This window comes from Staphylococcus sp. aM, from assembly GCF_052975125.1.
The window spans coordinates 877,176-890,837 of record NZ_CP121447.1 but is presented as its reverse complement, the minus strand read 5'-3'; the positions used below and the strand labels follow the sequence as shown (position 1 = coordinate 890,837).

18 protein-coding genes are annotated in these 13,662 nt (G+C 31.9%); 5 read left to right on the top strand and 13 right to left on the bottom strand.

The genetic code is table 11. The features are described 5' to 3' along the window. Positions 1–5 precede the first annotated feature (5 nt). From P7F85_RS04335 to P7F85_RS04290, 10 genes are all read right to left on the bottom strand, one after another. Positions 6–281 (bottom strand): hypothetical protein, encoded by a 276-nt coding sequence (locus P7F85_RS04335; protein ID WP_031464172.1) that lies wholly within the window; start codon positions 279–281, stop codon positions 6–8. Further along, a complete protein-coding gene (locus tag P7F85_RS04330; RefSeq protein WP_031464171.1) occupies positions 268–1,071 on the bottom strand; it encodes a bifunctional DNA primase/polymerase in 804 nt (267 codons plus the stop codon). Before P7F85_RS04330 ends, P7F85_RS04335 begins: the two co-directional genes overlap by 14 nt. A gap of 178 nt (positions 1,072–1,249) precedes the next feature. Beyond that, entirely contained in the window at positions 1,250–2,851 is a 1,602-nt protein-coding gene (locus P7F85_RS04325) for a hypothetical protein (protein WP_031464170.1), read from the bottom strand. 62 nt (positions 2,852–2,913) lie between these two features. After that, positions 2,914–3,204, bottom strand: a complete 291-nt coding sequence (gene tscT / locus P7F85_RS04320) for a type II toxin-antitoxin system toxin TscT (protein WP_031464169.1) — start codon at positions 3,202–3,204, stop codon at positions 2,914–2,916. After that, complete coding sequence (locus P7F85_RS04315; RefSeq protein ID WP_031464168.1) at positions 3,204–3,551, bottom strand: hypothetical protein; 348 nt, start codon at positions 3,549–3,551, stop codon at positions 3,204–3,206. The genes tscT and P7F85_RS04315 overlap by 1 nt, the downstream gene beginning before the upstream one ends. A gap of 1 nt (position 3,552) precedes the next feature. Next, complete coding sequence (tscA, locus tag P7F85_RS04310) at positions 3,553–3,759, bottom strand: type II toxin-antitoxin system antitoxin TscA (RefSeq protein ID WP_031464167.1); 207 nt, start codon at positions 3,757–3,759, stop codon at positions 3,553–3,555. 2 nt (positions 3,760–3,761) lie between these two features. Further along, the gene (locus tag P7F85_RS04305; RefSeq protein WP_155399935.1) at positions 3,762–3,899 is read right to left on the bottom strand and encodes a hypothetical protein; all 138 of its coding nucleotides are present in this window, start codon (positions 3,897–3,899) and stop codon (positions 3,762–3,764) included. After that, positions 3,896–4,213 (bottom strand): helix-turn-helix domain-containing protein, encoded by a 318-nt coding sequence (locus tag P7F85_RS04300; RefSeq protein ID WP_031464166.1) that lies wholly within the window; start codon positions 4,211–4,213, stop codon positions 3,896–3,898. The genes P7F85_RS04305 and P7F85_RS04300 overlap by 4 nt, the downstream gene beginning before the upstream one ends. 13 nt (positions 4,214–4,226) lie before the next feature. Further along, a complete protein-coding gene (locus tag P7F85_RS04295) occupies positions 4,227–4,868 on the bottom strand; it encodes a BRO-N domain-containing protein (protein WP_046464260.1) in 642 nt (213 codons plus the stop codon). Between the two features lie 3 nt (positions 4,869–4,871). Beyond that, positions 4,872–5,033, bottom strand: a complete 162-nt coding sequence (locus tag P7F85_RS04290; RefSeq protein ID WP_031464165.1) for a helix-turn-helix domain-containing protein — start codon at positions 5,031–5,033, stop codon at positions 4,872–4,874. Between the two features lie 155 nt (positions 5,034–5,188). Here P7F85_RS04290 and P7F85_RS04285 point away from each other — a divergent pair, with 155 nt between their 5' ends. Then, on the top strand, positions 5,189–5,782 hold the full coding sequence (locus P7F85_RS04285; RefSeq protein ID WP_031464164.1) for a helix-turn-helix domain-containing protein: 594 nt from the start codon (positions 5,189–5,191) through the stop codon (positions 5,780–5,782). Positions 5,783–5,790: 8 nt separating this feature from the next. Further along, a complete protein-coding gene (locus P7F85_RS04280; protein ID WP_031464163.1) occupies positions 5,791–6,960 on the top strand; it encodes a site-specific integrase in 1,170 nt (389 codons plus the stop codon). A 68-nt stretch (positions 6,961–7,028) separates the two neighbouring features. Here P7F85_RS04280 and groL read toward each other — a convergent pair whose 3' ends face one another. Both groL and groES read right to left on the bottom strand, forming a co-directional pair. Beyond that, positions 7,029–8,651 carry a chaperonin GroEL gene (gene groL / locus P7F85_RS04275; protein WP_002466275.1) on the bottom strand — a complete coding sequence of 541 codons (1,623 nt, stop codon included), beginning with the start codon at positions 8,649–8,651 and terminating at the stop codon, positions 7,029–7,031. A gap of 53 nt (positions 8,652–8,704) precedes the next feature. Continuing rightward, positions 8,705–8,992: a co-chaperone GroES gene (gene groES, locus P7F85_RS04270; protein WP_002451577.1), complete on the bottom strand. Its 288-nt coding sequence runs from the start codon at positions 8,990–8,992 to the stop codon at positions 8,705–8,707. 174 nt (positions 8,993–9,166) lie between these two features. On the opposite strand from groES, the gene mroQ reads away from it, so the two are divergent. Next, positions 9,167–9,910, top strand: coding sequence for an intramembrane glutamic endopeptidase MroQ (gene mroQ, locus P7F85_RS04265; RefSeq protein WP_002466265.1), 744 nt, complete (start codon positions 9,167–9,169; stop codon positions 9,908–9,910). A 60-nt stretch (positions 9,911–9,970) separates the two neighbouring features. Here the strand turns inward: mroQ and P7F85_RS04260 are convergent, their stop codons facing one another. Then, entirely contained in the window at positions 9,971–11,587 is a 1,617-nt protein-coding gene (locus P7F85_RS04260; RefSeq protein ID WP_002466266.1) for an SdrH family protein, read from the bottom strand. 179 nt (positions 11,588–11,766) lie between these two features. Here P7F85_RS04260 and P7F85_RS04255 point away from each other — a divergent pair, with 179 nt between their 5' ends. Next, positions 11,767–12,393, top strand: a complete 627-nt coding sequence (locus P7F85_RS04255; protein ID WP_002466261.1) for a nitroreductase family protein — start codon at positions 11,767–11,769, stop codon at positions 12,391–12,393. A gap of 116 nt (positions 12,394–12,509) precedes the next feature. Beyond that, positions 12,510–13,295 carry a carbon-nitrogen family hydrolase gene (locus tag P7F85_RS04250; protein ID WP_002466274.1) on the top strand — a complete coding sequence of 262 codons (786 nt, stop codon included), beginning with the start codon at positions 12,510–12,512 and terminating at the stop codon, positions 13,293–13,295. Positions 13,296–13,662: the final 367 nt, after the last annotated feature.

Genomic DNA, 13,662 nt, shown 5'->3' with positions numbered 1-13,662 from the left:
AATCATCACCCTTTATTCTTTTTAATATATCCTAAATAGTTTTTAATTCGTGCCATTACCAACTCAAATCCACCATGCGCAATCACTTTATAACTGGTGCGCCTATTACTATTCGGCACATAACTTTCACACCATGCAACCCATCTATTATCAATGTATTCAACATAAACTACTGATACTCTACTGATTGTGCAAAAATACACTTCTTCTGGTATGCCAACAATTAATCCTATCTTTTCAGCTTGTTCATCTAAATCATAATCATATTTAACGGCTTGCACTTCTAACAGTCGCCTCCCATTCCTTTTCACTTATTACATCGCCGTTTTTATTATCTCCAATCAATATACGTAACGGCTCAATATCTATGTTACATTGATTTGCATAGCTTACTGCTTTATATAAATCATCGTTTCTGTATTCACTTTGACCGTCTATAATACGTTGATATGCACGTTTACCCTCTCCACCTTTGCCACCTCTTACATGATCAAAATTATAATTAGGTAACACTCTTTCTATTGAGTATGATTCTAACGTTTGTTGTGTATAATTACCGTGTTTTGAAAATATACGTTTTTCAAAATCACCTTGATACATTTTAGGTTTTATTCCGTTATGTTTATATTTGCCTTTAAATGTTTGACTACCTGCTAAAACAAAATAACTATTGTCATGTGCCTTAATATCTACACCAGGCAAATATCCTATTTTTTGACCATATGCAACACCTTCTCGCTTATTAAAAATAATGTGCCTGCCACCACTGGGCGTGGTCTGTACTAATGTATTACGTGCATTCGATACAATTTCCTCATAATATGGTGTATGTTCAATACTTTCAAATCCATTCTCACCGTCAACATGGTTAATATCAATGTCGATACACCATATACCTCGAGTCAATACACCTAGTACATTAGCCCTATGATATTGATAAGAATGATATTCAATAAACTCGTCAGTTACATCTTTATCTGCAAATGACACTGTTGGCTTTTTATGTTGATTTAGTGGTATCACTTCAATATTCTTTTTCAATAATTGTTTCGCTACATGATAACCTGTCATTGAATATCACTCCTTTATATTAATCATACACACCATCATCACCGTTATTTTGTGTATAGGAATAAAACAAAATTATTCAAAATTTTTGTATGGTAAATTGTTGGTGATAATGGTGAGTTGTTTATATATCAGCTTTTTTTAGGTGTGTATTACGGTGTGGGAAAGGTGTGTCACACCATTATTCGATTAATGAATGAGCCATATTAAATAATTCTTGATTTCCAATTTTAAAACCTTTGTAATTTTTACCTTCTATCCAAATATCTTGTCGTGTAAGTACACCTATCTTCTTCATATCTTGACGAGCTTTTTTATATTTCATATTTTTATAATCCTCTTCTATTAGTCTTTGCAATGTCTCATTACCAGCAAGAATAAATCCTTGCTTAGATAATGCCTTCAACAAGACAACTTGTGTCTCAGTCAATTCTTCTTCACTAAAATAATGTTTCAATGTTACATCTTTAAATCTAAAATCTCGCCCAATTTCTTTAAGATATTCTAAACTTGTGATTAAAAACGAGACTGACGCTATTTCAGAATCTTCGTCATTTGGTTGGACAAAATTCCAGTAAGGCTCAAAAATCTTGTATCTTTCATCGTCAGTTTCTCCTATCGGTCTATCTTTAAAAGCTATTTTTATTGTTCTAGTAGTATTAGCTGTAATTTCACCAGTATCCACACTTTCATTTGTATCTAGTATTAATACAGACTTATTTTTAAATGTGAATGCATTACGACCAATGCCACGTCCTGAAATTGTTTCACCAGTTGCTATTTTTCTTAGTATTCTCATCATAGGTTTGGTTATTTCACCTGTTTCATTAGCATGTGCTATATCTGCACCATAGAAATTCATCCATTCGTTAGCTGCTTCAAAACCACCTGAGACAAGTCCATCAAAGTTCACTTTATTAACGTGTAACAGTTTATTAAATGTAGTTATAAATAAACCTTTACCTGAACGCCCGAAATCTTTAAATAAGAACCATTTTTCGGCTTGAATAAGTTTCATTTTACGATACATTGTATAAGCATGTACCAGTTTTAAATTATGTTTACTTTTCTCGTTATCAGTAACCAAATCATAAAAATCATTTGGCGTTTTGAAATCTAAATCGTTGTAGTTTACGTCATACTTAATAGCGTATAACTCATTATCTTGTGGCTTTTCTTTTGTGAGTTTTAATTTCTTACAGTTATATATGAAATCATTACCAGTAATACTATATGGGTAAATTTTATATTCATGTTCTAATTCAAGATAATCACGGTATAATTCAAGCATGATTTCAAGAAAATCATCTATTTGGTTTTTAGGTTCAATCGGATAACTTAACTTAAAATTAGTATCGTCAATCACTTCATATTGATTATTTTTGACAATAAGGAATTGGTCTAATTGTTTAGAATAGATGACATTATCAGAAATTAAATCTGCAATAAAACGAGCATAATTATTAAAAGGATCTGGTTTAAAATGTGCTTCTTTTTCGTCTTGATCGTTAGTTTTAACGAAAATTCTTCCATATACCAGTCCAATTTCTTTAGGTTTTATGGTATAATCTAAAGTAAGATTATTAATATAATCACCTGCAACATCGTCTTTCTTGCGATGATACGCATTACCTTTGTTATCAAAAATTTGTTTATCACTAGAGATAGAAGCGAAATTTATTCGCTTACTTATCTCCTTAATTCTTGATAAATTGTTAGTGATTATATAATCTAAATTTGAATGAAACTCAAAATGCTTTTTGTATAAATTAACTTCGTCCATGTTATCAACCTTTCATTTGTGTTATTATTTATTTTGTATTTATTAAATTAAATACTTCTTTGTTATGCGTTATCTTTACTTTGGTCGGTGGAAGATGACGCTTTTTCTATGTCTTCTAACACTGTATCTAGTTCTTTTAGATAAATATTTAATAAATCAATGTGTTGAGTAATGTAACAACGATGTTCGTGATAACTCGCGCCGTGTGTCAATATTTCATCTTTAGTTAACAAATGACCACTATCATGCGTAAAATACTTATCATCAAACCAACCAAATGTTGTAACTGCATCATTGATTTTTCTTTTAATAATATCTATATCTTCAATCAAACTTTTAGTTTCCCAATTCATTATTTGACTCCTTTTCTAAACTGAATGACATTATTATCTTTTAACGTTGGCACTGGGACGCCGTAATAAGTGCATACATTTTCAAATCTTTTATATTTCTGTTCCCAATTATTAAATTCTTCTTCAAATTGACCGTACACACTTTCAAATTCAAATTCGAGATCGTCTAATACAATTTGCTCAATAGCCTCAGCACCTTTAATATCTCTTTCTTCTCTATATTCTTTAGCCTTTTCAGTTAAATAACCTGTCAACTCTGAAAGTCTTTCTGTTTCACCTCTTAATTGAGATACTTTCATACCTGCAATTGCTACATCGTCATATGCTTTTAAAATTTCTGTTATCATTTCATTCATTTTCCCATTCAAAATTATTTTCAATTTGTTGTATAACCCACTCAATTATTGCTTGTAGATGTTGTTCACGATCAACTGTTTCAGTCCATTCATTATGACCTTCTTTAAAATGATGTTCATACTCTGTGGCTTTGTCATTAGCAACTGAACCTAATGTGCTATAAATATCTTCAATTACTTTTAACTGTTCTTCATTCATCTTTACTCAACCTCCAATAAATTCAATCCGTATGCGACGCCGACAATAAAAATCGCAAATGCAAGATAAATACCAATCGCATATACAAATAACAATGTGATAAGTGATACTAAAGTTACGTAGAATATTTGATTTTTCATTGCGTTTCCTCCAACAAACGTTTGATATCTACACGCTTTAAATCATTGTTCTGAATATCCATTTGAGCAGTGATTTGCTCCATAAATGCATCGACATCAGATTTCTTAAATCGATATGTGCTTCCTACTCTGAAATAGCGCATGCCGTTTTTAATAAGTAATTCATCTATTGTCGGCTTGCTTAAATTCAGATACTCAGATAATTCTTTGAACGTCATAAAATACTTATCACGCGCTAATTCGTCCACACGTTCATTAATTGCTTGTTCTAATAACTCACGTGCTTCATCTTCATCAATGCCGATATTAAACATTAGTTATGCCTCCTTATGCCATTTGTTGCTTGTCATTGTATTTGTCGTAAATGTGCTTTTTCACAGATAAAGGAAGATTATATTTATCAACAAATACCATAAATTCTACTGTGTCACTTAATACTTGCTGTCTTAACTCCAGCATTTCCTGTGTCATATCTCCCTTTTGAACCATCTTAAGAAAGCCATATACGTTTGATACTGCTTTATTACTAATTGATTGAGCTTTGCAATAATCTTTTTTAGAAATAGCTTTAATACCATTTTTCAAGTTATCCATAGCTTCTTTTTGTTTTTCTTTGTCTAACATTCGGAATGCTTCATATCCTTTTAGCCCTGTTGATTGGCGTAACTCAATTAACACGTCACAAATCCAGTCTTGAAAGTCTAGTGCCTCCGTTTTGTTAGACCTCATTACAAGTCTATAGATGCCTTTTTCATTGATAACTGTGTAATCTTGGAATTTTCTTGATTTCTTTTTATCTGATGTGGTACGCCCTTTAAGAGTACCTCTTGTATGCTCGGGTAAATATCTTGTAGCAGTGTACGCATCTCTAAAACCTAATACCTTTGCCACATCGCTTGCTATAGCCCAATACTCACCGTCTTTTTCGATAAACCTTATTTCTTTGTCATTGAAAATTTGGTTAATCATTGGTTAAGCCTCCTTTTTAAACAACTGATCTAGTAACTGCTCTTTAGGAATTAAGATTTTGCCTTTAATTCGTACATTAGGAATGTCGTTGTTACTTACTAAGTTATACGCGTGTCTTTCACTAATTCTTAAAAGTTTCGATACTTCCTTGATTGTCAAAAACATGTTACTTCACCTCCATAACAACGCAATATTTTTTGTTTGTGTTGTTCGTTATATTCTTATACTAACATCTTTTTTGGAATTTGCAACAATAAAAACAAAAAAATTCTAAAATGTGTTATAGTTGTTATAGTAAATTGTTATAGGAGGATAATATAATGTCGTTTAATGTATTGAAATATTGTAAGGACTTAAGAGAAGAAAAAGAGGTTTCCGTTAGAAAAATAGCTGAAAAAATAGGATATTCATATAGTTATATAAGTAGCATGGAAAATAAAGCTAGAAATAACCCATCGGATAAATTTATTAAAGATTATATTTTAGGTTTAGTCGAAAACAATCATTCTGAATTTAATTATCATTCGGAAAAAATTAAAGAATTATCTAATGGGGAGATTGATTTAGGTTTATATGTGGATAGTGCTACTTCAATTATGGACGCTGTAACAAATAAAAAAGTATCTTCTTATATTACTGATTCACATACACACGATGGCAGTTATTATGACTTTGCTGTGAATGACTTGAAATATCATCTTCAAGATGAAAAAAATTCAACATTTTATGGTCGTGTACCATTAGATGCTGATGACAGTCAACACGTACAATCATTAATATATAATTACTTAAATACAAAATATGATATTTTGAAATCACAATTAAATGCACTTTATAACAGTGATGCCATAGATAAAGATAAATACGATAAGATATTAGATGAGATAGAAACTATTAAGCGATATATTAAGTAGGTGACCTTATGGCAACATATGAAAAACGTGGTAACTCGTGGCGATATCGTATTTCTACTGGTAAGAATCCTACAACTGGCAAATATGAATATATCTCTAAATCTGGCTTTAAACGTAAATCAGATGCCAAACATCATGCTGAAATGGTTGAACGTCAATTAAGAAATGGTGAGTATATTGCACCTTCCACATCTACATTTAAACAAGTAGCTGACGATTGGCTTAAACAATATGCGAATGATGCTAAAATAAGTAGCGTGAGAGCACGTGAGAAAGCCATGTATCATGCCATAGAGCGCTTTAATACTTTTCCTATACAAACTATCAAGAAACATGATTTTCAACGCTTTGTGGACGATATGAGCTCACAGTATAGTAAGAATTATGTTGACAGTATTGTGGCATCTACGAATATGATTTTTAAATATGCTTACGATATGAAATTAATTAAAGTTTTACCTAGTGAGGGAATTAAGCGACCTAAAAAGAAGCGCACTGTTGAAGAATCAGAGGACAGGGAGATACATAAGAAGTTTCTTGAAAAAAATGAATTATTTCAATTTTTAGAGGTTGCTAAAAATAACCATGCACCACTTAATAGCTTTCAAGTATTTACCACATTAGCATACACGGGCTTACGTGCAGGTGAATTATTGGCATTGAAGTGGTCTGATATTGATTTTGATAACAACACGATCAGTATTACAAAAACGTATTACAATCCTAATAACAACAAGAAAAAGTATCAGATACTTACACCTAAAACTGAAAGCTCTATCGGGAAAATCACGGTAGATGCGAATGTGATTAAGATGTTGCAAGACTATAAGATTAATGTACAGAACAATTGGAAAGATGAACTCTATGTCGATAATAATTTTGTATTCACAGACAATAACGGATATCCACTTGTGATTAAGAAATTATCAATGTGGATTCAGTCTATTATGGCACGTACTGATATCAACAAAAACATCTCAACGCACTCGTTCAGATACACACATTGTGCATTACTCATTGAGGCTGGTGTACATATTAAGGAGATACAAGAAAGATTACGCCATAAGGATATCAATACCACAATGAATATCTACGCTAAAATTACAAATTCATACAAAAAAGACGCTTCCCAAAAGTTCAATCAACTTATGGAAAACGTCTCAAAAGAATTATTTTAAAATTTATATGACCAAATTATGACCATTGAACATTACAAACGTTGATATAACGGGGTTCATTGGTCTTTTTACATCATACCAGGCATGCCGCCACCCATTCCAGCTTGATCTGATTGATCTTTTTCTGGAATTGTTGCTACTACAGCTTCAGTTGTCAAGAACATTGCTGCTACACTTGCTGCATGTTGTAATGCTGAACGTGTTACTTTGGTAGGGTCTACAATACCTTCTTCTAGCATATTAACCCATTCATTTGTTGCTGCATTGAATCCAATGCCTGCATCTGCATTTTTAAGACGTTCTACAATAATGGAACCTTCTAAGCCCGCATTTTCTGCAATTTGTCTAACCGGTGCTTGCAATGCTTTTAAGACAATATTAACGCCTGTTTCAACATCGCCAGTTGCATCAATTTCGCTTACTTTTTTATAAATATTTACTAACGCTGTTCCACCACCAGCAACGATACCTTCTTCAACAGCTGCTCTAGTTGAGTTTAAAGCATCTTCAATGCGTAATTTGCGTTCTTTTAATTCAGTTTCACTAGCAGCACCTACTTTGATGACTGCCACACCACCGGCTAATTTAGCAAGACGTTCTTGTAATTTTTCTCTATCGAAGTCAGAATCAGTTTCTTCAATTTGTGCTTTGATTTGGCTAACTCTTGCATCGATATTATTTTCATCACCGTCTCCATCAACGACAGTCGTATTATCTTTAGTTACTTCAACTTTATTAGCGCTACCTAACATATCAATTGAAGCATCTTTTAATTCTAATCCTAAATCATCTGTAATGACTTGTGAACCTGTTAAAATTGCTAAGTCTTCTAACATTGCTTTACGACGATCACCAAATCCTGGTGCTTTAACTGCTACTGCTGTAAAGGTACCTCTCATACGGTTTAATACAATATTAGTTAATGCATCGCCTTCTACTTCATCTGCTACAATTAAAATTGGACGATTAGATTGAACCACTTGTTCTAATAAAGGTAAAATATCTTGGAAAGAAGAAATTTTCTTATCAGTAACTAAAATATATGGGCGTTCTAACTCCGCAATCATTTTATCTGAGTCAGTGACCATATATGGTGACTGGTAACCTCTATCAAATTGCATACCTTCTACAACTTCCAATTCAGTATTAAAGCCACTAGATTCTTCTATAGTAATAACACCATCATTACCCACTTTTTCCATAGCTTCTGAAATATATTTACCAATTTCTTCATCTGCTGCAGAAATGGCACCTACTTGAGCAATTTCATTTTTATTTTCTACTTTTTGAGAAATTTCATGTAAAGCTTCAACTGCTACTTGAACTGCTTTATCAATACCTTGTCTTAAACCTACAGGGTTTGCACCACTAGTTACGTTTTTTAGACCTTCTTGAATCATTGCTTGTGCTAATACTGTTGCAGTTGTAGTACCATCACCAGCAATTTCATTTGTTTTGTTAGCTACTTCTTGAACTAATTTGGCACCCATATTTTCATACGGATCTTCTAATTCAATTTCTTTCGCAATTGTAACACCATCATTTGTAATTAATGGTGCTGTATATTCTTTATCTAATACAACATTGCGTCCTTTTGGTCCAATTGTCACTTTCACAGCATTTGCCAATTTATCTACACCACGTAACATTGCTTGACGTGCGTCTTCTGAGAATTTTAAATCTTTAGCCATTATGTCTAACCTCCAGTATTGTCAATCTTCTTACTTTTTATAATACGTTTATTTTATGCTTCAATAATTGCTAAAATGTCGTCTTCATTTAATACGATGTATGTTTCATCGCCACGTTTAACTTCTGTTCCTGCATATTGTTGGAATACAATTGTATCCCCTTCTTTTACTTCAGGAGCAACTCTAGAACCATCGTCTAATAAGCGACCTTTTCCAACTGCTTTAACGATGCCTTCATTTGATTTTTCTTTAGCACTATCTGTTAATACGATACCACTTTTAGTTGTTTGTTCTTGTTCTTTTCTTTCAATAATCACACGATTTCCTAATGGTTTAAGCATGATTGTTCCTCCTTGTTGAGTACGAATTTTAGCACTTAAACTTTTAGAGTGCTAAACTACTTTTATAATAATCAAATTTGGTCAACATTTCAAGCAGGACGTCTTTGAATTTATTTTGTACATAATGATTTTTTACGATAAAATAAACTATAAACAGAAAATCGGAGGTCCAATATGAAAAGATTTTGGGTGTCATTATTAACAGTATTAATTTATGCCTTAGCTCAATTTTTACCAGGCATGTTATTACGAAGTGGATTAATCCATCCAGAAAAAGGTATGGAAACAACTCAATTTATGATATATACACAAGTATCATTATTTATTATTGCTGCTATATTAATCATATTAATTAACTTATATATTAAAAATCCCACTCGATTGGAAGCAGGTCATAAAGAACCTAAACGATACATCATCAGTTGGGCATTACTTGGATTTTGTATCGTCATGGTATATCAAGTTGTTGTGAGTTTAATTTATACACTTGTTTTAGGACAACAACAACAAAGTCCTAATACTGAGCGATTAATGGCTATTGCTAAACAAATGCCAGTCTTTATTATATTAATTTCAGTTGTTGGTCCAATTTTAGAAGAATATGTATTTAGAAAAGTACTTTTTGGTGAATTATATAACGCTATCAAAGGTAATCGTATCGTTGCCTTTCTAATAGCTTCCATTGTGAGCTCACTTCTTTTTGCATTAGCACATAATGATATTAAATTCTTACCTATGTATTTCGGTATGGGAATGTTATTCTCATTAGCTTATACATATACAAATAGAATCGCTATACCAATCGGCATTCACATGTTACAAAACGGTACTGTTGTTATTATGCAAGTCTTCGGTGGTGACGCGCTTAAAAAAGTACAAGAACAAGCCAACTTTATCATCCATCTTATATTTAATTAAATATAAATTAATAGAGCCAGTCACTCACAAAGTGATTGGCTCTATTTTATTAATATCATTTTATTGAGCACCTTCATCATGCTTACGACGTTTTAGAAGAAATGCAATGATTACACCAATGAAGATTGCAACCATACTTCTACCTAACGTCATTAGTAATCGATTCGTTTTCTGCTCTTTTTGATAACTTTCTTTCTGTTGATTTGACGTACTTATTTTATCATCACTATGATTTTTGAAAGCACTTTTATCACTTGATTCTTTATCTTCAGGTTTCTTCAAATCAGGCATAGATCCTATATCACCTGTAATTAAAGCTAAAACTTGATCATCTAAGTTTTTATAATATTTCTTTGAATCTAATGGATTAAAATATTGAAATCTAAAATAATTCGATGACTGTTGTAATGAATTTAAATATTGATTTCCACTAAAAGTTTCTTTTCTAAAAATATTGTAAATGTCCTTATCTGAAACAGCACCATTAGAGTTATCAAGTCGATGAATTTGATTAATCACAAATGGATTATATTTGTATGAACCTTCGGCTAAAGAGTTAAATCTTCTTATTAAAGATTGTTGATTTGATGTATGCTCAAAGCCTTTTTGATTGTTGAAAATCGTATCCGGTCTTTGCCACATAAAACGATTGCTATCATAATTAGGTGTATTAGATTGTGACTGATAATGTGAATTTGATTTTCTCACAGGACCTAAAACTTGATTTTGAGAATCGTATCGAGGCATTAATTGAACTGAATTATGATTAGAATTCTGATATTGATCATTTTTAATATTTTGGTTATTTGTATTTTGCCAATGATTGGGTCTTTGATAATTTGGTTGCCCTTGATGCGTAGAACCTGGTCCATTAGTTTGATGCGTTGAATTATCTACACCAGGATATTGTGAGTTTCCATCTTGTGATGACTGGTGACCATGATTTGTAGGCGGTTGATGATTGCCTGGTTTAGATGGTTGATGATTATTTTGGCCTGAACCCGGTTGCCTGTTCGAATTGCCATCATTTTGGTTAGACCCTGGTTTATCTGTATTGTTAGAGCCGTTAGGTTTGTCTTGTCCATTTTGATTTGAATTATTACCATCAGTTGTTCCATTATCATTATTATCTTTATCATCTGGCTTTGAACCCGGTTTATCTTGGTTTGAATTAGAATCTTGATTGCCATCTGCCCCATCATTCTTGTCATCATTAGGTTTATCTTGACCATTATCGGTCTGATCCTGACCATCTTGATTTCCAGGGTTGTCGTTGTTATCAGCAGAGCCACCGTTTGAATCAGAGTTATCATTTGAATTAGAACCATCATCTTGTCCTGAATTTTGATTATCATCTTTACTACCGTCTGAAGTATTATTATTTGGATTATTTTGATCTTGGTTAGATGGATTTGAATCATCTTGATTAGAATCAGAAGGTTGAGATGTATCCTTTTTATCATCAGTTGATGGTTCATTATTGTTACTATCATTTGTTGTATTATCAGTATTATTCTGATTATTGTTATTCTGATTTGAATCACTTGTTTGAGTTGTATCTGATTGAGGTGGCTTATTTGAATTATCAGCAGCAAAAACTGACGGATTTAGAAATGATGTGCTTAATATTAATGCAAATCCAGGTAACATTAATTTATGTTTTAACTTTTTCTGCATCAAAAGTCACCTCCTATTATTATTTCTTTACTAAACTAAGTATATATAAAGTAATCAAAGAATGCATTGATATATGTTTATTGATAAAAAATATTAATATTTTTGAAATTTTCCAGTAATTATTAGTTTACTTTATCGAGTATAATATTTATACTTAAGATATAAAAAGGAGATTGATTATGGGTTTATTTAATAAAAAGAACAATGACGTTTCATTTAATGACGCTATGGAGCAAAGACGCACAATATACAATTTAGAAAGTACTATTTCAATTGACGATTCAGAGTTAGAAGAGTTAATTGCACATGCAGTTAAACATGTACCTTCAGCATTCAATTCTCAATCTACTCGTATCGTTTTATTATTAAATGATAAAAATGAAAAATTCTGGGAAAACACAAAAGCTATTTTAAAAGAAACAATGGGTCCAGACCGTGATTTTGAACCTACACGTCAAAAAATTGATAACTTCAAACATTCATACGGAACGATTCTTTACTATGAAGATCAAGATGTTATTACAGGATTACAAGAAAAAATGCCAAACTTCTATGACAATTTTGAAATTTGGTCTAATCAAACAAATGCTATGCATCAATATGCTATATGGACTGCATTAGCAACTAAGGGCATCGGTGCTTCATTACAACATTATAATCCAATCGTTGACGAAGCAACTGCAAATGAATTTGGCATTCCTAAAACATGGAAATTAGTAGCTCAAATGCCATTTGGTAATGTACGTGAGCAAGCTGGCGAAAAAGATATTAAACCAGTTGAACCTCGTTTCCTTATTAAAAAATAATTGAATCATTAAAACTCTGAGTGGGTGTAATTTTCGTACAGAAATTACCCCACTTTTTTGCTATCTATAATTAATTTTAGTATCTTATAATTAATCATTTAAGAGGAGTGATATATATGAAAGTTCAACTATTTCAAATATATATCGAATATGGACAATCTGAGAAAAATATGGCAAAAATTGAACAATGGTTTGAAGATAAATTAGAAAGCGACACAGATGTTGTAGTTATCCCTGAAATGTGGAACAACGGCTATGCGTTAGAGAAATTAAATGATTTAGCAGATGAAAACCTAAGAAATAGTTTGCCATTTATTAAGAATCTAGCTCAAAGGTATCAAGTTGATATTGTTGCCGGCTCTGTATCAAATAAAATTGATCGAAATATTTATAATACAGCCTTTACAGTATCATCAAGTGGTAAATGTATTAATCATTATAATAAAATTCATTTAGTTCCAATGTTAAGAGAACCTGATTTTATGTCACCCGGTGTGAATGTTCCTGAACCTTTTGCATTATCTGATGGGACTTTGGCGACTCAAATTATTTGCTATGACCTTAGATTTCCAGAATTACTGCGATACCCTGCTCGTAGTGGCGCAAAAGTAGCATTTTATGTTGCACAATGGCCAACAGTAAGATTAAATCATTGGCTCGCTTTACTAAAAGCACGCGCAATTGAAAATGACATGTTTATTATAGGTACAAATAGTTGTGGTAACGACGGACAAACAGATTATGCTGGGCACTCTATTGTTATCAATCCTAATGGTGAAGTCATTGGAAGTTTAGAAAGTGAAGAAGATGTTCTAAGTGTAAATATAGATATTAACGAAGTAACAAAACAACGACAATCAATTCCAGTATTTGATAATCTTAAACTTGATTTATATAAGTAATAAAAGAATCATTCCCACTCGATGAGACTCATTGAGTGGGTTTTGTCACATATAAGAATAAGCCGTGAGCTTGGGAGGGGCTCACGGCTTTTGATAACTTATTATTAAGGGAATGTTTTTACAGTTATTTTTTCAATCTATTTTTTTGGGGATGTTATTAATTATGAAAAAATTTTAGTGAATTTATCTCTTTTTATAATGATAAATTGAATGTTGTTTTACGATAGCTTACATGTTAGAAAAATACCTAATTAAAGGTAGCTAAGAATAATACGTAACACTGAGTCCAAGGAAAACTACAGTCATATTAGTAAATGTTTGGTCACCTACTAATGTTGCAAGTTATTAAGTTGGGATGGCTTAATAA

Coding starts and splice junctions, on each gene's coding strand:
- P7F85_RS04305 (WP_155399935.1), bottom strand. CDS start 3,899: ATGAAAAATCAAATATTCTACGTAACTTTAGTATCACTTATCACATTG.
- tscT (WP_031464169.1), bottom strand. CDS start 3,204: ATGAATTGGGAAACTAAAAGTTTGATTGAAGATATAGATATTATTAAA.
- P7F85_RS04295 (WP_046464260.1), bottom strand. CDS start 4,868: ATGATTAACCAAATTTTCAATGACAAAGAAATAAGGTTTATCGAAAAA.
- P7F85_RS04290 (WP_031464165.1), bottom strand. CDS start 5,033: ATGTTTTTGACAATCAAGGAAGTATCGAAACTTTTAAGAATTAGTGAA.
- P7F85_RS04330 (WP_031464171.1), bottom strand. CDS start 1,071: ATGACAGGTTATCATGTAGCGAAACAATTATTGAAAAAGAATATTGAA.
- P7F85_RS04325 (WP_031464170.1), bottom strand. CDS start 2,851: ATGGACGAAGTTAATTTATACAAAAAGCATTTTGAGTTTCATTCAAAT.
- P7F85_RS04280 (WP_031464163.1), top strand. CDS start 5,791: ATGGCAACATATGAAAAACGTGGTAACTCGTGGCGATATCGTATTTCT.
- P7F85_RS04300 (WP_031464166.1), bottom strand. CDS start 4,213: ATGTTTAATATCGGCATTGATGAAGATGAAGCACGTGAGTTATTAGAA.
- groL (WP_002466275.1), bottom strand. CDS start 8,651: ATGGCTAAAGATTTAAAATTCTCAGAAGACGCACGTCAAGCAATGTTA.
- P7F85_RS04315 (WP_031464168.1), bottom strand. CDS start 3,551: ATGATAACAGAAATTTTAAAAGCATATGACGATGTAGCAATTGCAGGT.
- tscA (WP_031464167.1), bottom strand. CDS start 3,759: ATGAATGAAGAACAGTTAAAAGTAATTGAAGATATTTATAGCACATTA.
- P7F85_RS04255 (WP_002466261.1), top strand. CDS start 11,767: ATGGGTTTATTTAATAAAAAGAACAATGACGTTTCATTTAATGACGCT.
- P7F85_RS04260 (WP_002466266.1), bottom strand. CDS start 11,587: ATGCAGAAAAAGTTAAAACATAAATTAATGTTACCTGGATTTGCATTA.
- P7F85_RS04250 (WP_002466274.1), top strand. CDS start 12,510: ATGAAAGTTCAACTATTTCAAATATATATCGAATATGGACAATCTGAG.
- mroQ (WP_002466265.1), top strand. CDS start 9,167: ATGAAAAGATTTTGGGTGTCATTATTAACAGTATTAATTTATGCCTTA.
- P7F85_RS04285 (WP_031464164.1), top strand. CDS start 5,189: ATGTCGTTTAATGTATTGAAATATTGTAAGGACTTAAGAGAAGAAAAA.
- groES (WP_002451577.1), bottom strand. CDS start 8,992: ATGCTTAAACCATTAGGAAATCGTGTGATTATTGAAAGAAAAGAACAA.